The 21,629-nt window shown below is 45.5% G+C and carries 19 protein-coding genes and 1 riboswitch; of the genes, 2 read left to right on the plus strand and 17 right to left on the minus strand.

Going from position 1 to position 21,629, the window contains the following annotated elements; genetic code table 11:
• Positions 1–191: 191 nt before the first annotated feature.
• The 10 genes from FAY33_RS07045 to FAY33_RS07090 form a co-directional block, all read right to left on the minus strand.
• Complete coding sequence (locus tag FAY33_RS07045; RefSeq protein WP_143320193.1) at positions 192–1,838, minus strand: hypothetical protein; 1,647 nt, start codon at positions 1,836–1,838, stop codon at positions 192–194.
• A gap of 18 nt (positions 1,839–1,856) precedes the next feature.
• Positions 1,857–2,807 carry an ROK family protein gene (locus FAY33_RS07050; protein WP_143320195.1) on the minus strand — a complete coding sequence of 317 codons (951 nt, stop codon included), beginning with the start codon at positions 2,805–2,807 and terminating at the stop codon, positions 1,857–1,859.
• A gap of 15 nt (positions 2,808–2,822) precedes the next feature.
• Positions 2,823–3,515, minus strand: a complete 693-nt coding sequence (locus tag FAY33_RS07055) for an MgtC/SapB family protein (RefSeq protein ID WP_347562664.1) — start codon at positions 3,513–3,515, stop codon at positions 2,823–2,825.
• Between the two features lie 216 nt (positions 3,516–3,731).
• Positions 3,732–4,508 carry a 5-deoxy-glucuronate isomerase gene (locus tag FAY33_RS07060; protein WP_143320196.1) on the minus strand — a complete coding sequence of 259 codons (777 nt, stop codon included), beginning with the start codon at positions 4,506–4,508 and terminating at the stop codon, positions 3,732–3,734.
• Positions 4,501–5,532, minus strand: coding sequence for an inositol 2-dehydrogenase (gene iolG, locus FAY33_RS07065; RefSeq protein ID WP_143320198.1), 1,032 nt, complete (start codon positions 5,530–5,532; stop codon positions 4,501–4,503). The genes FAY33_RS07060 and iolG overlap by 8 nt, the downstream gene beginning before the upstream one ends.
• A 30-nt stretch (positions 5,533–5,562) precedes the next feature.
• Positions 5,563–6,462 (minus strand): myo-inosose-2 dehydratase, encoded by a 900-nt coding sequence (iolE, locus tag FAY33_RS07070; RefSeq protein WP_143320554.1) that lies wholly within the window; start codon positions 6,460–6,462, stop codon positions 5,563–5,565.
• A 29-nt stretch (positions 6,463–6,491) separates the two neighbouring features.
• Positions 6,492–8,420 (minus strand): 3D-(3,5/4)-trihydroxycyclohexane-1,2-dione acylhydrolase (decyclizing), encoded by a 1,929-nt coding sequence (iolD, locus tag FAY33_RS07075; protein ID WP_143320200.1) that lies wholly within the window; start codon positions 8,418–8,420, stop codon positions 6,492–6,494.
• 19 nt (positions 8,421–8,439) lie between these two features.
• Positions 8,440–9,456: a 5-dehydro-2-deoxygluconokinase gene (gene iolC / locus FAY33_RS07080; protein WP_143320202.1), complete on the minus strand. Its 1,017-nt coding sequence runs from the start codon at positions 9,454–9,456 to the stop codon at positions 8,440–8,442.
• A gap of 15 nt (positions 9,457–9,471) precedes the next feature.
• Positions 9,472–10,320, minus strand: coding sequence for a class II fructose-bisphosphate aldolase (locus tag FAY33_RS07085; RefSeq protein WP_143320204.1), 849 nt, complete (start codon positions 10,318–10,320; stop codon positions 9,472–9,474).
• A 17-nt stretch (positions 10,321–10,337) separates the two neighbouring features.
• Positions 10,338–11,492, minus strand: coding sequence for an iron-containing alcohol dehydrogenase (locus tag FAY33_RS07090; protein ID WP_143320206.1), 1,155 nt, complete (start codon positions 11,490–11,492; stop codon positions 10,338–10,340).
• A gap of 213 nt (positions 11,493–11,705) precedes the next feature.
• On the opposite strand from FAY33_RS07090, the gene FAY33_RS07095 reads away from it, so the two are divergent.
• Positions 11,706–12,482: a DeoR/GlpR family DNA-binding transcription regulator gene (locus tag FAY33_RS07095; RefSeq protein WP_143320208.1), complete on the plus strand. Its 777-nt coding sequence runs from the start codon at positions 11,706–11,708 to the stop codon at positions 12,480–12,482.
• A gap of 37 nt (positions 12,483–12,519) precedes the next feature.
• Here the strand turns inward: FAY33_RS07095 and FAY33_RS07100 are convergent, their stop codons facing one another.
• The 3 genes from FAY33_RS07100 to FAY33_RS07110 all read right to left on the minus strand — a co-directional run bounded on the left by FAY33_RS07100 (position 12,520) and on the right by FAY33_RS07110 (position 15,999).
• Entirely contained in the window at positions 12,520–13,842 is a 1,323-nt protein-coding gene (locus tag FAY33_RS07100) for a glycosyl hydrolase family 28 protein (RefSeq protein ID WP_143320210.1), read from the minus strand.
• A 126-nt stretch (positions 13,843–13,968) separates the two neighbouring features.
• Positions 13,969–14,820, minus strand: coding sequence for a sugar phosphate isomerase/epimerase family protein (locus tag FAY33_RS07105; protein WP_143320212.1), 852 nt, complete (start codon positions 14,818–14,820; stop codon positions 13,969–13,971).
• 24 nt (positions 14,821–14,844) lie between these two features.
• The gene (locus FAY33_RS07110) at positions 14,845–15,999 is read right to left on the minus strand and encodes a Gfo/Idh/MocA family oxidoreductase (protein WP_143320214.1); all 1,155 of its coding nucleotides are present in this window, start codon (positions 15,997–15,999) and stop codon (positions 14,845–14,847) included.
• A gap of 123 nt (positions 16,000–16,122) precedes the next feature.
• Between FAY33_RS07110 and FAY33_RS07115 the strand changes: the two genes are divergently transcribed.
• Positions 16,123–16,968, plus strand: a complete 846-nt coding sequence (locus FAY33_RS07115; RefSeq protein WP_185967527.1) for an AraC family transcriptional regulator — start codon at positions 16,123–16,125, stop codon at positions 16,966–16,968.
• Position 16,969: 1 nt separating this feature from the next.
• Here FAY33_RS07115 and FAY33_RS07120 read toward each other — a convergent pair whose 3' ends face one another.
• From FAY33_RS07120 to metK, 4 genes are all read right to left on the minus strand, one after another.
• Positions 16,970–17,728 (minus strand): DUF6062 family protein, encoded by a 759-nt coding sequence (locus FAY33_RS07120; RefSeq protein ID WP_143320218.1) that lies wholly within the window; start codon positions 17,726–17,728, stop codon positions 16,970–16,972.
• A 63-nt stretch (positions 17,729–17,791) separates the two neighbouring features.
• Positions 17,792–18,481, minus strand: coding sequence for a response regulator transcription factor (locus FAY33_RS07125; RefSeq protein ID WP_143320219.1), 690 nt, complete (start codon positions 18,479–18,481; stop codon positions 17,792–17,794).
• On the minus strand, positions 18,478–19,974 hold the full coding sequence (locus FAY33_RS07130; protein WP_143320220.1) for a HAMP domain-containing sensor histidine kinase: 1,497 nt from the start codon (positions 19,972–19,974) through the stop codon (positions 18,478–18,480). Before FAY33_RS07130 ends, FAY33_RS07125 begins: the two co-directional genes overlap by 4 nt.
• 206 nt (positions 19,975–20,180) lie before the next feature.
• Positions 20,181–21,368, minus strand: coding sequence for a methionine adenosyltransferase (metK, locus tag FAY33_RS07135; protein WP_143320221.1), 1,188 nt, complete (start codon positions 21,366–21,368; stop codon positions 20,181–20,183).
• A gap of 85 nt (positions 21,369–21,453) precedes the next feature.
• Positions 21,454–21,580: riboswitch (SAM riboswitch) on the minus strand.
• Positions 21,581–21,629: the final 49 nt, after the last annotated feature.

Below are 21,629 nucleotides of genomic sequence, written 5' to 3' on the forward strand. Positions count from 1 at the left end.
ATCTGGCATAATTTCATCTCCTCTCTAAGTAAAGAATCCTTCGATATGCAAAAAAACGCCTAAGGGTATATACTCTTAAGCGTCCTCGCTTAGTTTCTTTTTTTAATTGTTGTTATTATAAAAAGATTTGAATGAAAAGTCAAGAATTATTTTTCTAATGTTTGAACGCCATCCTATGGAAAATGTCAGATTTATAGGGGTTTTCTCCGAATAAAGAAAGTTCTTTCATAAGGCGTATAATCATTAAAATAGATGGTAAATCCTGTCTCATTGACTTCTTCTCCGGAATAATGTCCTCCGAATTCATGGGTGCCGTAGCCTGGTCCGATCAAAAGGCTTTCGTTCTCATGATTTAAGGTCAGATATCCGTCCCGAAGCACCATTTCGCCTCCCTTTGCCGTTTGAAAATAAAAATGTTCATTCTCCAGAATGCTTCCCGAGGGAATACAGATCTCCACCCGAAGGGGAACCCGGTCAAGGCCATCGGATTTCACATTCACTTCCATTCCATCCGTCAGTTCCTTTACGGTAACCGTCATACAGATCTGGCTGCTGTTCAGGATTTCCCTCTTTTTATGGTCCATGTTCCACCAGTCACTGGTGTCCTGTTTCTCCTTAAATGGAAGATAATACCAGCCCTTTTCGACTGATGTAAGAATACAGCCGTCCTTTGTCTCCTCCATGGTTTGGGGAATAAAATTACGGATGCTGCAGTAGCTTTCTCCTATTTTTAAGTAGATCAGGGTCTTTCCGAACTTAAGATATAAAAATCCACGTTTGCCTTTTAAAATACTGTATCCATACTGAGGCGTTTTTCCACGAATGACACCGGCTTCTAAAAAATGTTTATGATAGGTGTCCAAAAAACCATATCCCTTAAATTCATAATCTTTCATAATGTCATGCAGCATGAGAATATGAAGGCACTCCGGTGCCATGTCTCCCCTTGCCATATTATCTTTTATGATCTTGTGTGCTGCTTTATCAAAGACTTCATTCCCTGTTCTTGCAGCCAGATAAAGGTACTGGTAGAAATATTTGTCCGCATAATCAGCTCTTCCCTGATCCTGTCTTGTGGAGTTCTGGGTAAATATCGTGTCGTCAGGATCTATGTAATAAAGCATCATCTTTAAATTCCGTTCCACATAGCCTAAGTAAGTTTCATCGCCGGTTTCTTCATACATGGACAGCATGGCACTGTTGACCACCGCATTATAATTGCCGGTGGAACGTTCGGCATATTCTCCGTCTTCATTTCCATCAATGCCCTCCATCAGATATAAATCGGCCCGGTTTCCCAGTTTTTCAGAGAAATCGGGATTTTCTTTCTCCAGCAGATGTGCGCCCTGCATAAGCGCCGCCGCAATTGCCCATCTGTGGTTGGGGGTATGAAATCCTCCATTTAAAAGAGCGTGCAGTCCACGGGTCAGAAGGAAACGGTATCCTGCCTTTAAGTTTCTAAGTTCCTCTTCTTTTGTAAATTTATAAAACAGGCGGTAAGTGGCAATCAGACGTTTAAAACAGAAAGACGTGTCCGGGGCTGAGAGGAAGTTGCAGGAGGGATAGTCAAAGCTTCCGTCTTCCCTCTGGCAGTTCCGGATAAATATCAGGGCGGATTCCATTGCCTTTAAAAGAATCTCATCCTTATAATACCGGCTGTCCGGATTTAAATAGACGGCCGCTGCATCCGCCATCACATAAACAGTGGGCTTACAATCAAGCACAGGTCGTTTCATCCCTCCGTAAAATGGGTCTCTCTCCTCCTTTACCTGGGTATTTAAAAAAATATCCACTCTTTTTTCTGCAGAGTGCAACAGATGTTCCATATACCGTTTCATAGCATTCCCCTCTCCTTTTTATGGCAGCAGAGCCGCACCAATCAGTCCTGCGTCATTGCCCAGCTCTGCCAGGGTAAGTCTTGTCCTTACCTTTGAATTCCTTGCATAGTCCTCCTGGTCTATAATTTCCTGCAGAGGCTTTATCAGTAAGTCTCCTGCCTGGCTGATTCCTCCTCCCAGGCAAATCCGCTCCGGCTGGAACAGATTGATCAGATCTACAAGTCCGGTTGCCAGATAGGCGGTATACTGATGAAGCACCTGTCTTGCTGTCTCATCTCCTTTTCTCATCCCGTCAAATAGGGTCCTGCCCTCAATACGTCCCGTTTCACCCCCGCAAAGGTCCCACAGCAGGGAATCCCGGTCTTTTTCCATGGCAGCCCTTGTCTGGGCAATGAGGGCGGTTGCAGAGGCATATGCTTCAAAGCATCCCCTTCTTCCACAGCTGCATGCCACGCCATTCCGGTCGATGACCATATGACCGAACTCTCCCGCCCCATAGTTTATCCCTTCATACAAGGTTCCGTCTAAGATAATTCCACCGCCGATTCCGGTTCCAAGGGTAACAAAAAGCATGGACTTGCTTCCCTTGCCGCCGCCTGCCAGATATTCTCCCCAGGCGGCGGCATTGGCATCATTTCCAAACCTTATGGCAGTGCCTTTTAAATACTCTTTTGCCATGGCAACAATGGGCACGTCAAAAAAGCCAAGATTGTTGGCGTACTCCACAATCCCCGTCTTTCTGTTGGCAGTTCCGGGAACACCGATTCCCACCCGCCTGATCTTCTCCCATGCCACGTTATGACAAGCGGCGGCTTCTTTGGCTAAATCAGCCATATCCTTTACGATCTCACCGGCACTTCTTTCTCTTTGTGTGGGAACTGACAGACGGTTTATCAGTGCCCCGTCCTCTCCCACAAGCCCTGCTGCAATATTCGTTCCCCCAAGGTCAATTCCTATATAGTAATCCATGTACTTCCCCTCTCTTTATCCGCTGATGGACTCCACACGCTTGTCATTGGACCATTTCAGGATTAACTGGTTCTTTTGATATCCGGGTGGATAGAGAAGATCCAGCTCCAGCTTGGCAGAGTCTTTTGATTTCCCGATTTTCACATTTAAAACCTTCACCTTATCTTCCTGAAATGAGTCAAAAAGCTCCGTCACAACTGAATCGTACTGGGAAGTGCTGATCTTTAAAATCCCACGGTAAGGCTCTTTTGCCAGAAATGGAACATCATGGAGAATGATCTGGGTAAAGAGCAGCAAAATCCCGGCTCCCCCTCCCACATAATAGGCACCTGCTCCAATCGCCATACCAACTCCTGCAGTTGCCCAGATTCCGGCGGCTGTCGTAAGTCCACTGACGGAATTGTTCTTAACAAATATGACACCGGCGCCCAGAAAACCGATTCCTGATACAATCTGTGCTGCCACCCTGGACGGATCAAAGTCAGGAAGATCCTGAAAGCCATATTTGGACACCACCATCATAAGGGCGGCACCCATGGCAACAATCGCATGGGTTCTCATGCCCGCCCCTTTATAGCGGCTCTTCCGCTCATATCCAATGAGATAACCGATCACTCCTGCAACAACAATTCTAAAAAACAGACCGGTCTGGTAAATAAGATCATATCTTTCTATCACTTCTGCCAGCATTGGCTGCATGTCATTCATTTTAAACCTCTTTTCTGCAATCAATGATATATTATTCATATGCTACTAATGTACCATGTTTTACGGAAAACGTCAGCGCAGAATTTGCGATTCTTCCCAGCTTTCTTGTGCATTTCTTGTATTCTTACCCTGGAAGGGGTATTTTCCTCTTTTCCGACAGCAGTGTGGTTAAAAAACACAGAGATACCCGGAAAAAGGCATCTCTGTGTTTTTTCTTTATTTCACTTCTTTAATCCAGTTATATCTTTCATCATCCACTCGTGTGGTCCATGGATTGCCGGTCAGATGCCGGATCATCCAGCAATAATACATTGGATACCCCGGTGCTGTGGTCTGCGGATGGGTCTTCCCTCCTGGTATGAGGGCACAGCTTCCGTCTTTAATCTTAAATGCGTCTTCTCCAATGAAGCAGGCACCAAACCCTTCCGGACGTTCATAGCGGTAATAATAAACCTCAGGCTGTGGATGTTCATGGGGAACATAACTGGACCAGCCGCCCTGATGGGTAATAACCTCTCCATTTACCATGTTGGAATAAGGAGCGTTATTATAATCAAAGATGGTACGGACAGTCCGTTTCATCTTATTTTCCCACAGCCCTTCTCCAAAGATATCACAGGTACAGTCCTCCGGTTTATAAAATACACTGTCAAAAACATTCTTATTTTCTGTGCACTGAACCAGTACTTCACTGTCTTTTTTTGCAGCAATATGAACCTTAACTTCTTTTGCTGTATGCAGACAATAAGGTCCTTCTTCGATCAGATTTTCCCGCACTCCTTCTGCCTCTTTTTCTTCCCAGAAAAAGTGGACCTCTCCTGTCAGAAGGAGTACTGCCATCTCATTATCCGGGGTATAAAAGGTCCGCTCCTCACCGGCTTTGATCCGATAGACAGAAATATCCATTAACATGTCATTCCCTGAATCACCGGCTTTGCTCAATTGCTTAACCCCTTCTTTGTCAAATGCCGGATAACAGAACAATTTACTCATGAAAACTCCCTTCTTCGATAATCTCAGAAATTTTAACCGGTCTGTGCTCTTTTACTGACTTTTTTGCCGCAAGTCCCATTAACACAGGCTTTAACCCATCTTCTACTCCAAGAGGAGTCTCCGTATCATTAACGATGGCTTCGATAAAGCAGTTAACTTCCTTTGCAAAGGACTGCATGTAGCGTTCCAGGAAAAAGTAAAGAGGCTTTTCTCCGGTCACCCCCTCAGCCGTACTTAATACCGCACTGGACTGGGTATCATTTGCAGTTGCCACCATTCCTCTGGAGCCGAATACCTCTGCTCTCTGGTCATATCCATAAGCAGCTTTTCTGGAATTGTCAATGACTGCAATTGCACCATTTTCCATTTTTAAAGTAATTACTGCCGTATCCACGTCTCCTGCTTCTCCAATCGCCGGATCTACTAAAACTGCGGATTCCACATAGATCTCTTCGGCATCACAGCCAGCCAGGAAGCGGACCATATCAAAGTCATGAATGGTCATATCAAGAAACATTCCGCCGGAAACAGCCGCATATTCTGCACTGGGCGGCTCCGGATCTCTGGAGGTCACTTTAATAATGTGAGGTTCCCCGATCTTTCCTTCTGCTACCGCCTGTCTGACTGCTTCAAAGTTGTGATCAAAGCGGCGGTTAAAGCCTACCTGATATTTAACCTTACTGCCTTTTAACGCATGGATCACCTCTTTGATCTTTTCTACGTCATGATCAATGGGTTTTTCGCAGAATACATGTTTTCCAGCCTGAATCGCCTCAACAGATATGGGTGAATGGGTGTTGGTGGAGGAACAGATTAAGACTGCATCAATCTCCGGATCCGCCAGAATCTCTTTGTAATCTCTGGTCGTACTTATAACGCCCATACTTTTTGCCCATTTGTCTGTCTCTTCATTCATAAACGGGTCCGCAATGGTTTTGATGGTTGCATTTTTAACAATATTACAGATGCTTGTGGTATGAACCTTTCCAATTCTTCCTGCCCCAATAATTCCTACCGTTACCATAATTTTTCTCTCCTTTTATTCTCTTCTGAATTAAAGACCAGTTTTTTCTGCAATGAATTTTCTTGCGCGGATTGCATAAGCGAGGGGATTGGCTTTTGCCGGGTCCTGTTCCGCTTCCACTACCATATACCCCTCATAGGAAACATTCTCAAGGACCTGGAAAATAGAATCAAAGTCAATACAGCCATCTCCCGGAATGGTAAATGCTCCGGCACGTACTCCTTCTAAAAAGCTCATTCTTTCCTGCCTTACTTTCTCCACCACCTCGGGGCGGATATCTTTTAAATGAACGTGACGGATTCGTTTGGCATATGTTTTAACCATTGCTACCGGATCTTCTTGGCAGTATGCAAAATGTCCGCTGTCAAACAGAAGGCTTACATATTCCGGGTTGGTACCTGCCATCATGCGTTCCACCTCGTCTGCGCTTTGTACCACGGTTCCCATATGGTGATGAAACGTAAGATGAACCCCATATTCTTCTTTGGATATTTTCCCAAGGCGGTTTAATCCTTCACATAAAAGTTCCCACTCCCTGTCATCCATCTCATGTCTGCCTTCAAAAACCGGCTGATCTTCTATTCCCTGAGTACTGTAACTCTGCTCGGAAATACCTGCTACCTTTGCTCCCATATCAGCCAGAAACTTCACGTGCTCCCGGAAAGGAACCTCGGTTTCTTCAAAAGGCTTACTGATGAGAAAGGTGGAAAACCAGGCATTGCAAATCTCTATTCCCCTTAACTCCAGAGCTTTCTTTAAGGTATCCACATCTTTTGGATATTTGTTGCCTACCTCGGAACCGGTAAATCCAGCTAGAGCCATCTCGCTGACACACTGCTCAAAAGTATTCTCACTCCCCAGGTCCGGAAGATCGTCGTTGGTCCATGCAATTGGGGCAATTCCTAATTTTACTTTCTCCTTATTTAACATCATCGTATCCCTCCGTAGTTTTCAGATCCTTAATACCGCCGTGCCTTTGTGCGGTTTATGATCAGACTTTCATATGCTTTCTGCTGACTTTCTACCCCTGTTACGCTTGCAAGCCCTACATTCCACCAGGAACGGTATCCGTCCGTCATGGTCTTAGGAAGGACTTTTATATCGATTAACGTGGAAACGGTTTGCTTTCTGGCTTCTGCCAGAGCGGCGCTTAATTCCTCCAGTGTTTTTGCCGTGTAGGTTTTTACCCCGTATCCTTCACACACTTTTGCATAATCAATTGGAATCAGTCCGCCGTTTAATTGGCCGTCCTGGCTCCGGTAACGGAATTCCGTTGCCAGATTACCAATTCCGTTTGACATCTGCAGATTATTGATACAGCCAAAACCGCAGTTGTCAAACAGCAGTACATTGATCTTTACCCCTTCCTGCAAAGAGGTAATCAGTTCACTGTGGAGCATCTGAAAACTTCCGTCTCCACACATGGAATACACCTCCTGCTGGGGGGCTGCCATCTTCACCCCAAGACTGGCAGATATCTCATATCCCATACAGGAATATCCATATTCCATGTGGTAAGAATCTTTTTTATCTGTGGTCCACATCCTCTGCAGACAGCCGGGCAGACTTCCCGATGCTCCCACCACAATGGCATCTTGTTCCATCTCTTTTCGAATCAGGGAAATGGCTGCGGTCTGGGTAATGCTGGTTTGCGTAAGCTCTGCAAACTCTTTTACTGTCACTGGATTGCCTGCCTGAATCAGAGGTCTGAAATCATCGTCATAAATATAGGAAGAAAGACGTTCCATCTCCTGCTCCCAGGCTCTCTTTGCCGCCTCAATTTCTCCTGTATAGCCAGACGCATATCCCTTTTTTGAAAGAATGGGAGTAAGGGCTTCTATTGCTGCCCTTGCATCGGCAACCACAGGCAGGGCATCCATTTTGTAAGCATCGTATCTGGATATATTAATAGAAGCAATCCGTACCTCAGGATTCCTAAACTGCCCCTTTGATCCTGTGGTAAAGTCACTTAACCGGGTGCCAACGGCAAGAATCAAATCCGCTTCTTCTGCAATGGTGTTGGCAGACAGATTCCCTGTCACTCCCAGACCTCCCAGGTTAAATGGATTTGAGGAATGACATGCACTTTTTCCTGCCTGGGTTTCTGCAAAAGGAATGTGAAACCGTTCACAAAATTCCTCCAAAGCCTTTCCTGCTTCGGAATATCTTACCCCGCCGCCGCAGATGACCATAGGCTTGCGGCTCTTTATAATCCAGTCTGCAAGTTCTTCCAGATCCCGTTCACAAGGAAGAGGGCGGGAAATGCGGTGAACCCGTTTTTCAAAGAAATAATCTGGATAATCATAGCTTTCCCCCTGCACATCCTGAGAAAGTGCAACACAGACTGCCCCTGTCTCAGCCGGATCCGTTAAAACCCGCATGGCATTTACCATGGTTGTCATCAACTGTTCCGGGCGGACAATCCGGTCCCAGAACTTACACACAGGCCGAAAGGCATCATTGGTTGTGATGGCGGGACTAAAGCTCTGCTCCAACTGCTGCAGCACCGGGTCTGGCTGTCTGGATGCAAAAGTATCTCCAGGAAGGAGAAGCAAAGGGATGTGATTAACCGTGGCGCAGGCAGCCGCTGTTACCATATTGGCAGCTCCCGGTCCAATGGAGGAAGCACAGGCAATGATCTTCTTCCGGTTACTCTGCTTTGCAAATCCAGTTGCCGCATGAGCCATCCCCTGCTCATTTCGCCCCTGATATACCTTTAAGTCCCCAGGATTTTCCTCCAGCGCCTGCCCCAGTCCTACCACGATTCCATGACCAAATATGGTGAAAACCCCTTCTACAAATTTTGTCACCTGTCCATCCTGCTCTACATACTGATTATCTAAAAACCGGACCAGTGCCTGCGCAGCCGTCATTTTGGTGTACCCCATATGAATTCTTCTCCCTTCTCTATGCCCTTGCAATCATCTCGCCATATTTTTCTTTGCTTTCACGGATAAATGCTTTCACCTGTTCCGTTCCCGGAAGATCCTCAGAACAGGAGTGGCTGGCTACCATCATGGCAGCTTCCGCACTTCCAAATTCCAGAGAGTCCATCATATCAAACCCCTGGAACAATCCGTATAAAAATCCAGAGCCATAACCATCTCCCCCACCAAAGGATTTTAAGGCTGTGACTGGAAATGGTTTAATGGTGTAACTGTTTCCGTCATTGGTATAGGCTGTGGAACCTTCTTTTCCATGTTTGATAATTACAATCTTCGCCCGCTCTTTATGCCACGCAGCCGCGCTTTCCTCATCCGTTCTTCCCGGACAGATCAGACGCTCTGTTAAATTAAATTCTTCTCTGGACCCCATAATGATATCTGCTTCCTTTGCCACCATGGAATAATAGATGGCAATCTCGTCTTCAGAAACCCAGTTATATGGGCGGTAATCAATATCAAAAATAATGGCTGTCTGGTTTTTCTTTGCCAGCATAACTGCCTTCAATGCGGCTTCTCTGGAAGGACTTGCGGCTAAAGCTGTGCCGGAGATCAGAATTGCCTTGGTCTCTTTGATGTATTCTTCATCAATGTCCGAGGGATTCAGTTGTAAATCCGCAATGGAATTACGGTACATCAAAATACTGCTTTCCGAAGGAGATAGAATCTCTGTAAACGTCAGACCGATCTTTTCCCCATTTTCACAACGGCGTATTCTGCTTACATCAATTCCTTCTTTCTTAAAAAACTCTGTAACAAAATCTCCAAACTGGTCATCAGATACCCGTGCAAAAAAACCTGCTTTTAATCCATGTCTGGACACGCCTGTGGCAATATTGGCCGGAGAACCTCCCACATATTTTTTAAAAGTGGTACACTCTGCCAGAGGCTTAAAATAATCCACCGGATTAAAGTCCACTGCAATTCTTCCCAAAAGCACCAGATCCATGGGTCTTTTTTCATCAAATTTTATGTACTGCATCCTTTCCCCTCCCCTTTACTGCAAATCCTTATCCATCTGAAAGATATGGATGTGCTTGATTACATTGTCATAGGTTCCTCTTACCATGGCTTCATTTAAGCCGAAATAATCATGTTTTCCTTCTTCTGCAAGATAATCTGCCGCTTCTTTGGTCAGACGGTCAAAGCTGGCAGTGGCAATGTTAATCTTTCTGATTCCAAGGCCGATAGACTTTTTAAAATCCTCTGCTGTAATCCCGGTTCCCCCATGAAGTACCAGAGGAATATGGGTCTTTTCTGCAATGGCACCCAGCACATCAAATGCCAGCCTTGGTGCTACCGGATAATTACCGTGCGCATTGCCAATGGCAACTGCCAGCGCATCAATTCCGGTCCGTTCTGCAAACTCTCTGGCTGCCTCCGGATCGGTCACACGGATTCCTTCGTCCGTGGTTCCGTCTTCGCTTCCTCCAACAAGTCCCAGTTCTGCTTCTACTGCCCCTCCATATTCCCTTGCCAGTTCCACCGCCTGTCTGGTTCTTTCTATATTTTCCTCAAACGGCAGGGCGGAACCGTCAAACATCACAGATGTAAAACCATAATCCAAAGCTTCTTTTAATACTGCTCTGGTCTTTCCATGATCCAGATGAACAGCAATGTCCACCGAAGCGGTCCTTGCCGCCTCCACCATCATGGGACCCATAAGGGCAAGAGGGGAATAAGGAAGGCGAACCTCTGCAATCTGTAAAATAACAGGAGTGTTGGTATCCTCCGCCGCCTTTACTGCTCCCTTTACCATCTCTAAGTTCCCCACACTAAAGGCCCCCACCCCATGGTTTTTCTCTTTTGCCTGAGACAGCAGTTTTTTCATGTTTACCAATGCCATATGCTTCTCCTTTTTAATCAGTCCCAGAGCCTTTTATAGATCTCCATCACATCTTCCTTTGTCATGCCTTTTCTGGTGTTTGAAGGACTTCCGCTCTCCATGGCATCTCCTGCCATCTTTTCTATGACTGCCAAAAATGCTTCCCGGTCAATGCCATACTCCAAAAGCGACGGAATCTTTAACTCCTCACAGATTCCAACCACTGCATCTAAAAATCTTTTGCTGGCTTCTTCATCGGATAAATCCTCTGACGCAGCCCCTATTTCCCTTGCCATAATTCCAAACCGCTCATAGGTTCCGTCAAGGGCGAAGCGGAAACACTCCTTTAACAGCATGGCATTGGAGATTCCATGAGGTACATGGAACAATGCTCCAATTGGACGGCTCATGCCGTGAACCAGGGTTACGGATGCATTGTTAAAGGCAATTCCAGCCTCCAGAGCTGCCAGTGCCATCTCTTCTCTCGCCTGTTTGTCACTGCCGTCATGAAAGGCTTTGGGAAGCCACTGAAAAATCCGTTTTACTGCTGACAGGGCAAAAACATCGGATAAGGGCTGTGCCTTTTTTGAAGTATAAGCTTCCATGGCATGGGTTAAGGCATCCAGACCGGTTGCAGCGGTAATGAAAGGCGGAGCTGTCATGGTAAACCTGGGATCAATTACAGCCAGGTCCGGCATCAGCACGGCGCCTTTTAATAACATCTTTATATCTTTTTTCGTATCCGTAATAATGGTGAACTGCGTGGCTTCGGAACCGGTTCCTGCTGTGGTAGGAATGGCGGTCATGAAAGGCATGGTGCCTGTAATGACTTTTCCCATATAATCAGCAGCCGTTCCTCCGCAGACAGAAAGAGCGGCAATTGCCTTCATGGCGTCCATCGGACTTCCCCCTCCCAGGGCCATAAGAAAATCACAGCCCTCTTCCTGATACCGTTTTAACCCGGCTTCAATCATTACGTCTGTGGGTTCTCCGTTTATTCCATCAAAAACTGCATACCCAATGTTCTCTTCTTCCAGCAGCTTTGTAAGGATGGTTACATTCCCAAGTTTCCCCATCATCTCGTCTGTAACTATCAGTGCTTTCTTTCCCTGCTCTCTCCAATACACGCTGGCATCATAAAGGGCATTTTCACCGCTTACAATTCTGCCAGGCATGATAAAATCTCTTCCCATGAGTCCCTTCCCTTCTCCTTATGGTCATATGTTAATTGTATGTTGGTTATATTTTGGTTATATATTAGCATTTTCTCCGAAACCGGTCAAGAGTTTTTCCTAATTTCTTTCACATTTTGGTCATTTATTGGTATTATATTGATATTTTTTTGTGCACCTGTTATAATTCTATGAGAACATTCTGATCAAAACCCAGCAAATAAGGAGTACACCATGAGAATTTCCCGTATTGACCAATTGGAAGAATATATAGTAGAACATAAAAACGTCTCGATTGATACGTTGTGCCAGGTGTTTGAGATATCTAAAAATACCGTCCGGAGGGATCTGGATGTTTTGGTTTCCAGAGGAACGGTAGAAAAGGTATACGGAGGCGTAACCGCCTGTGAAACCACCTCACCGATTCCAGGTCTGGTCACGTTCCAGGAACGTGCCAGTAAAAATGCCCAGAGCAAACAGCAGATCGCTGCCCTTGCCGCTTCCTGGGTCAGGGAGCGGGACATCATTTTTCTTGACAGCGGCACCACAACCATGTATCTGGTGGATTACCTGACACATTTAAACATGGTTACCGTGATTACAAACAGCATTCAGGTAATCAATAAAGCCTTAAATTATCCCAATATCAACTTAATTGTCCTGCCTGGTTCCCTTAAACGGGATACCGCTTCTTTAGTGGGAATCTCCTGTGTGGAGTATCTGGAGGACTTTAACATTGTGCGGGCTTTTATGGCATGTACCGGAATCTCCGCACAAGCCGGCGTCTGCAATGCTTCTACGGAAGAATATAATGTAAAAAGGGCTGCTTTAAAAAAAAGCCAGAAGCATTACCTTCTGGCTGATTCCTCAAAATTCGGACGAACCTCCCTAATGACCTTTGGAGAAGTGAATCAGTTTGATTCCATTGTCACAGACCAGATGCCTGAGGAAGCCTTCTGTTCTTACTGTGAGGAGCAGGGCTGCTCCATTGACATCGCTCCAAAGCTCTAAGACGTGCAGACTGGAGCAAGGAGGGTTCAGACACCTTTTAGTGAAACGTCACATTTTCTGTGTGCAAAAGGGTGACTTCCTCTTTGTAATAAGGTTTCATATCCTCTGTCACATGGATTTTTACACGATCAAACTGGATATCCCTGGCGTATTCTGCATGGATGGCAGATATTTTTGTCCGAATAATTCCCTCCCCCTGACAGGGGCGGATATCGTACCCTTCAATCTCCCATTTGGAAGTCTTTAAAAGTGTCAGATGAATGTTTTCAAAGCTTACATCCTCCACCGGATTATCTTCACTTCCCCGGATAAAGATTCCATTCTCCCCTATGCAGGTGATGTTTTGAAAGCGTACATTTCTCACATGACCGGCTTTTACCCCTGGCTTCCGGTCCTGAACCGTAATGCAGACAGGCTCTGCCCGCCCCCACCATTCGTGAGAAAAACGGCGTGTTTCAATGGTTATATTGGAAAATACCACATTTTCCACATGACCCCCATCCCGGATCTGGAGAGAGATTCCCCGATTGCTCTTGCTGATGGTGCAATTTTCTACCAGAACATTCCGGAAACTGCACTCTCCTTCCGTTCCAAACTTAATGGCTGCACTTGTGGAGATCAGGGTGCAGTTGGAAATGACGATATTTTCACAGGGCCCATAGTGGTTATAATCCCCGGAATTCTTTAAGACAATGGCATCATCCCCACATTCAATGTGACAGCCGATGATGCGGACATTGGTGCAGTGATCCGGATCAATTCCATCGGAATTGGCCATCTGCAAGTTGTTGAGCAGCCGGATTCCTTTTATAAGAACATCGTTGCAGCCAACCAGATGGACGGTCCAGAAGGCACAGTTTATCATGGTTACATGTTCAATGGTCAGATGTTCGAATTTCTCCAGCAGCATAAGCGGAATTCTGGGATAATAGGTTCCCTCAATGTGATACCCGGAATTGGAACCATAAAAGATCTTTTCATTGGCATCAATGGTGCCAAAACCGGTAATCGCTACATTCTTCTGGTCATAGCCGTAGAGAAACGCATGAAACGGTCTGCCATTATATTCACTGTTTAAGAAGGAGGGAAGCCCGGATTCATGTGCCACAATCGTTCCCCCGTTTGCAAGGGGATAATAATCCTCCAAATCATCGCTTGCTTTTAATACAGCCCCCATCTCCAGATGAAATTCCACGTTGGATTTAAGAAGGAGGGAGCCACTGTTATAAACATGACCGCCTGGAAGCACTACCCGCCCTCCCCCGGCAGCCGAACAGGTGTCAATGGCCTTTTGGATTGCCTGCCCGTCCTTTGTGATGCCATCTCCTTCTGCCCCAAATTCCAATACATTATAAGTCATAATTACCTCCCGCCTCTGTGCTCTCATTCGCGTCCTCAAATGATGGCATTATTATAGCAATTGAACCAGCGAAAAGAAAGCCAGCCTGATGAAATAGACGGAATTGAATTGTAAAAAAGCCGTTTTTTATATGCCTGTTTTTGAAAGGATTTCTGTCAGTGCTTTATGAGCAAGTATAAAGGCTTCCTCTCCGCTTAATTTCTTCTTTTCTGCACCTTGCTTTTCCAGTGCATGGAAACCGGTAAAATCTGCCAGGTGAGGTTCCAGTGAGAGAAATCCCTCATATCCACTTTTCTTTAACATTCCCAGTATCTTTTCCACATTTCCATCCCCATAACCTGCCGGGACCACGCTCCCATCGGCCCAGAGCGCATCCTTTACATGAATGTAGGCAATGTATGGTTTCAGCATCTCATAAGCATCTAAGGTGTCCTGTCTGCACTGGACAAAGTTTGCAAAATCAAACACCGCTTTAAAATGTTCCCCGTAAAATTCCTTCATCAGCTCCAGACAACGGTCTGCCTTATCCCCATAGATATCTTTTTCATTCTCATGAAGAAGAACCACCTGATTTTCTTTTGCGTAGTCCACAAATCGTCCCAATCTCTCCATGACTTTTCCACGGAAAGGGGTATAGTCTTCCCCTTCCGGCATAAAAAAGCTGAACATCCGGATCAAGGGAGTCTCCATCTCATGAGCAAGCTCTACGGTGTGTTTATAAAGTTCCATATGAGGTTCAAACTCGTCTGTAATCTTGATCTTTCCAATAGGAGAACCAATTGCAGACAGGCGGATCCCCTCACCGTGAAGCTGTTTTTTTACTTCCTTTGCCTCTGCCAGAGAATGTTCCACAAGCCCCTTTCCATTGACTCCCCGCATCTCCACATAATTGATGGAACATTTTTTTAATACCTGTATCTGTTTTGTTAAATCAGGATCAATCTCATCTGCAAACCCGGATCGTTTAATCTTCCACATATTTTTTCTCCTTTTCTTTCCCCTTTAATAACTGCCTTCCGTATCAAATACCACTCCGGTTCCCTCTTTTTTTCTGGAGGCTTTACGCCGTTTGTCCAGTTCTGCCAAAAACAGGTCTTCATCAAATGGAATGGACACCTTTCTTCCAAGCCAGCTTGACAAATGCATGGCATTGGAAAGAGTCAGACCGTGAATTCCCTCTACGCCCTCTGCGATAAGAGGAGTTCCATGAAGAATTCTTCCTGCAAACGCTTTGATCACTCCCATATGCTGTTCATTGATTCCGTCTGTGGGAACCTCTGTAACTGTACATTCCGGCACGTCAAATCCACCTTTTGCCCTTTTACAGAATACCCGTTCATTTTCACTCAGCTTATAAAGCAGAAGCTTGTCATGTTCACATACTAGCTTTCCCATCTCCAGGGTTATTTCAAACCGGTTGGTTCCGGGGGCATCGGCTGTTGTGGTGACAAACACTCCGGTGGCACCTCCCGGATATTCCATGTAAGCGGTTACATCATCCTCTACCTCAATATCATGCCATTTTCCGTTGTGGCAAAAAGCCTGGACCTGATCAGGCATTCCACAGATCCACTGGAGCAGATCCATGTTGTGGGGGCACTGGTTTAACAGCACACCGCCTCCCTCGCCGTCCCAGGTAGCCCGCCAGCTTCCGGAATCATAATAGGACTGGGTTCTGTACCAGTCTGTAACGATCCAGTTCACCCGTTTTATAGCACCTAACTCTCCGCCTGTTACCAGTTGGTGCATCTTTCTGTATATGCAGTTGGTTCTCTGGTTAAACATCATGGCAAAGACCCGGTCACTTTTCTGTGCGGCTTCGTTCATTTCCCGTACCTGTCTGGTATAAACCCCAGCCGGTTTTTCACAGAGAACGTGAAGCCCATGTTCCAATCCGTAAATGGTCAGTTCGGGATGCTGATAATGAGGAACTGCAATTAACACCGCATCACAGACATCTGCTGCCATCAGATCTATTCCCTCCTCATACACCGCTACTGATTCCGGCAGATGTGTCCTTGCCCATGTCCGCCGGTTTTCCTGACGGTCTGCAATGGCGGTGACAGCAATCTCAGGCACTTCCCCCTTTAATAAATTTTTGCAATGCCCGGTTCCCATATTTCCAAGTCCAACGATTCCAAGCCTTACCTGTTCCATTCTGATCTCCTCTTTTCTTTTTCCGGTTTGTGTGATACATTGATTATATACTTTACTTTGCGCCATTTGCTTGCGCAGATTGACTGGAAACATGCACAGATTGCTTTATGTGGAGGGGATCATATGAAAAAAGAAAGCCTTTACCAATACCGGGAATTCTCCGAGCCATTCAGTTGTGATTTTACTACCAGCAGCATTGCTGGAAATGTGGACTTTCACATGCACAACAGCCATGAAATTTACTTTCTTATAGATGGTCAGATCCAGTATTTTGTGGAAAACTCCTGTTATGAGATGCAGGCAGGAAATTTAATTTTATTTTCCAACCGGGAGATTCATAAGGCGATCAATTCCGGGGGGAAACCATTTACCCGCCTGGTCATTCATATAAACCCCGGATTTATACGCCCTTACTGTACACAAAATACAGATCTGCTGGAATGTTTTTACCGGGACCCGGGCACCAACAATCTGATTCTGCTCTCAAAATCAGACCGGGAAGCCCTTATCTCCATGGCAAATACCTTGAATGAGGCAAAAAAAAATCACCGCTCCTATGGCAGTGATGTAACAGCAATTACAACATTATTGCAGATTTTAATTCTGATTCATAAAACCTGGAGAAAGTCCAGCCTGGGAAAGACCTCTCCGCCGCCCCATAAAACCCAGGCAATCATGCGCTATATTGACCAGAACCTAACGACTCCCATGACTCTTGATTCCATTGCAAAGGCTCTCTCCATGGACAAATATTATTTAAGCCACTTGTTCAAATCGGAAACAGGAAGTACCATCTTCCAGTACATCATTGTGAAACGGGTGGCATTTGCAAAAGAACTGCTCATCAGGGGCTATACGGTTTCCGAAGCCTGTCATCTGTCCGGCTTTCATGATTACTCCAACTTCATACGCACCTTCCGCCAGACCACAGGCCATACACCGGGGCAGTTCAAAGGGATAAACCAGTAACCTACTTCATCTTATAGACCGGATCTGCAGGATAGCCACCCCGGATCTTCTGCATTCCTCTCTGGACAGCATCTTTGGACTGCTTCCAGTCCGCGTCTTTATTAATATAATCAAATTTCTCAATGAACCAGTCCACATCCTCCGACATCCGCTCCATATTCTCCTCCATAAGCTGAAAGAGAACGGGATAGAATTCCTTTCGTTCCCCGTCACTTAAATACCGGTCCGCCCCGCTGCACAGATCCCCAAAGTGATGAAGGCAGAATCCCTTGCTGCCGGCTAACTTCGTCCGAAATTCGGAATCCTTTTTATATAGATGGAAAAATGTAGCTACAAACCGCTCATAACGTTCCGAAAAACGATCACAGATATAGCAGGTCTTTTCTCTGGAGGACACCCATTCTTTCACGGGATTGTCATTGCCCGCCTTTTTTGTAAACCGGTCCTTTAAGGAGGTTTTCTGAGGTGTAAAGCTTTTGAATTCTTCTTTCATCTCTTTGATCAGCTTTTTATAATAAGTCTTTAATATCCAGCCGTTTCCCAGGGCATTGCCGTAATCAAACATCTTCTTCTGATGGGTGCGGCAGAATCCTTCCTTATCCGTATTCTCTCTGGTATCACTTTCCATATAAGAAGCACAGGACCCCAGAACAAAGTCCATCAGCTCCTGTTCCACCTTTCGCTCCAGATAGCAGAACGGACACTCATCGTCTGCGTCCATGGCATCATTAAGCGGTATCTCATATAATTTTTCTTTCATATGGTTTCCTCCCTAAAGGCAAAAAGGCTGCGGGAGGGGATGCCCCATCACACAGCCAGCCATCTATACTTTAAACCGGTATCCAACTCCCCAGATCGTCTCAATATACTGAGGTTTTGCCGTATTAAATTCAATCTTTTCCCTGATCTTCTTTATATGGACCGTAACGGTGGCAATATCGCCGATGGATTCCATATCCCATATCTTATTAAATAATTCTTCCTTTGTATATACATGGTTGGGATTCTGGGCAAGAAAGGTTAAAAGGTCAAACTCTTTGGTCGTAAAATTCTTTTCCTCTCCGTTGATCCATACCCGCCTTGCAGTCTTATCAATCTTCAATCCACGAATCTCAATAATCTCATTATCCGGCATTCCGCTTCCAATTAACCGCTCATACCGTGCCAGATGAGCTTTCACCCGGGCAACCATCTCACTGGGACTGAAAGGCTTTGTAATATAATCATCCGCACCAAGCCCAAGCCCTCTGATCTTATCAATGTCTTCCTTTTTTGCAGAAACCATGATAATGGGGGTGTTCTTCACTTCTCTTACTTTGCGGCAGATTTCAAATCCATCCACACCAGGAAGCATCAGATCCAGAATCAGCAGATCAAAATCCTCATGAAGTGCCAGAGACAGACCTTCCCTTCCATCATTTTCAATCTCAACCTCAAATCCGCTCAGTTCCAGATAATCCTTTTCCAGTTCCGCAATGCTTATCTCATCTTCCACAATCAGTATTCTGCTCATTCCTGTATGACCTCCTGATATTTTCTTAACACAAAATGAATCTCCGTTCCAATGCCTTCCTTGCTGCTTGCCCAGATCCTTCCGCCATGATCCTCTATGATCTTCTTCACAATGGAAAGTCCGATTCCGCTTCCCCCCTGAGAAGAATTTCTGGAAGAATCTGTGCGGTAAAACCGGTCAAAGATATTAGGCACATCCTTTGCCGGAATACCTTTGCCATTGTCTTCAATTCCCACCTGGATAAAATCACCTGCATCCTTAATCCGGATGTTGATGATACCACTCTTTTTGTCCATATATTTAACAGAATTGCTGATAATATTATTAATTACACGGCGAAGCTGCTCTGCATCTGCAATAATCTCCACATCTTCATCCACATAATTAAAATACCCAAGTTCTATGCTTCGTGCTTCCATCTCAAGTCCCACCTCATCCACGCAGTCCCTGAAATAGCCGGACACGCTGAGTTTGGAAAATGTATAAGGAATCTTATTGGTATCAATCTTGGAATAGAAGGTCAGCTCATCAATCAGTTTATCCATATCATTCGCCTTATTATACACGGTACGGATATAACGGTCCAGCTTCTCCGGGGAAGATGCCACTCCGTCTATAATCCCCTCCACATAGCCTTTAATCGCAGTGATGGGAGTCTTTAGATCATGGGAAATGTTACTGATCAGCTCCTTATTCTCCTTATCATACTGAACCTTCTCCTCTGCCGACTCCTTCAGACGCATCCGCATCTCTTCAAAGTCCTGGCAGAGCTGCCCGATCTCATCATCTTCCTCAATCTCAAGAGCAAAATCCAGATTCCCGTCCCGAATGTTCTTGGTGGCGGTCTTAAGCCGGCTTAAAGGGCTGATTACGGACCGGTACACCCACATCATGAGGATGGCATCCGTAAATACAATAATCATGATTCCTGCAAGGAGCATCTCCCACATGAGAATCTTGATCTCAGGAAGAAGTCCGTCCACATTGGAGATAATAAATACACTTCCATGTCTCTGATCCGGAAATAAAAAATCAATCTGCTTCACCAGATGCTGGGTCTCCCCATCCAGATAGATGGCACCATCTAAGGTACTGTCCATCTCTTCGTACCTGGGAAGCTGACTATATAGACCTTCCGTCACCCTGCTGTTCCCGTCAAAGATCACGGAATCTTCTTTCCGAACCACCACATAGGCATACTTGGATGCCAGAGAGCTGTTCAGCTTCTCCAGATACTCCTGATTGCCAAGCTGCCCGGGGTTCGTTTTTAACACCTGACTGACTTCCCTGACCTCCTGACTGGTCAGACGGTTGAATATCTGTACGGTATTACCGGATATGAGATCCACCTGATCCGACAGGTTGTGAGTCTTGCTGAATGCCTTTCTCTGATGGCTGCTAAGTCCCATAACCACCCCGCAGATCAGGGTCAGCGGAATTACGGTAATAATAATAAATGCAACGACCAGACGAGTCTTTAATCGTAATTTCACGGTACACGCCTTTCCTAAATTAATAGCGAATTTCATAACAGAAAATCAGGGCGTGTCTGAAAACTGCTTGTGCCCTGATACAATGTACTGGTATTATAACACATTCCGCCTGGAGAATTTATAAAACAATTCTAAAATTTAAAAAGCTGCTGCAAACAGGAAATACCTTCCTTTTGCAGCAGCCTTTTATGATTCTACAGCCAGTTTTATAAATACTTCTTTAAAAGCTCTACCTTATCCAGTTTCTCCCATGGAAGATCCAGATCATTTCTTCCAAAGTGTCCGTAAGCAGCGGTCTGCTTATAGATCGGACGGCGTAAATCAAGCATCTTGATGATTCCTGCCGGGCGGAGGTCAAAGTTCTCACGAATGATCTCAACCAGCTTTTCATTGCTGATCTTGCCTGTTCCGAAGGTATCAACCATAACGGAAGTAGGCTGTGCAACACCAATTGCATAAGACAACTGAATCTCACACTTGTCAGCCAGACCTGCAGCTACCATGTTCTTTGCCACATAACGGGCTGCATAAGCAGCAGAACGGTCAACCTTTGTACAGTCCTTTCCAGAGAAAGCGCCGCCGCCGTGACGTGCATATCCGCCGTAAGTGTCTACGATGATCTTACGTCCGGTTAAACCGCTGTCTCCGTGAGGTCCGCCGATTACAAAACGGCCGGTTGGATTAATAAAGAACTTTGTATTCTTATCCACCAGTTCTGCAGGCAGAATGGCATCAAATACATATTTTTTAATATCTTTGTGAATCTGATCCTGGCTTACATTCTCATCGTGCTGAGTGGATAAAACCACAGCATCTAAACGAACTGGTTTGCCGTTCTCATTATATTCTACCGTTACCTGGGTCTTGCCATCAGGACGGAGGTAGGTTAAGGTTCCGTCTTTACGGACCTTGGTAAGCTGACGGGCAAGCTTGTGTGCCAGTGCGATGGGATATGGCATAAATTCTTCGGTTTCATTGCTTGCAAAACCGAACATCATACCCTGATCTCCTGCACCAATTGCTTCAATCTCTGCGTCAGACATTTTATTTTCTTTTGCTTCCAGAGCACGGTCAACGCCTAATGCGATGTCCTGAGACTGTTCGTCAAGAGCCACTATCACGCCGCAGGTATCACAGTCAAAACCGTACTTTGCACGATCATATCCGATCTCCCGTACTGTCTCCCGTACGACCTTCTGGATATCAACATAGGCATGAGTGGTAATCTCTCCCATAACCATAACAATTCCTGTTGTGGTGCAGGTCTCACAAGCCACACGGCTCATCGGGTCCTGCTTTAACAGTTCGTCAAGTATGGCGTCAGAAATCTGGTCACACATTTTATCCGGATGTCCTTCGGTTACAGACTCGGATGTGAATAATAATTTTTCCATGATGTCATTTCCTCCTCTAATATACATGGGGGAATAACAAAAAGAAAAGTCCGCAGCAATGCGGACTTGATCAAACTGTCAAATCCTCTTATTGCTCGATTACTCGCTCAGGTTAGCACCTTCCAGCCTCATAGAATAGCGAAATGCCATCGTATGACCGGGGTTGCCGTGACTTCATAGATCCTCTGTATCTCCATCACTCTGAATAAGGGATATTACGTACTTTTCATTTGTTATTCAATTGTAAGGTACTTGAATTGC

Origin of the sequence: Clostridium sp. HBUAS56010, assembly GCF_007115105.1 — a bacterium.
In the GTDB taxonomy this organism is placed as follows: domain Bacteria; phylum Bacillota; class Clostridia; order Lachnospirales; family Lachnospiraceae; genus Lacrimispora.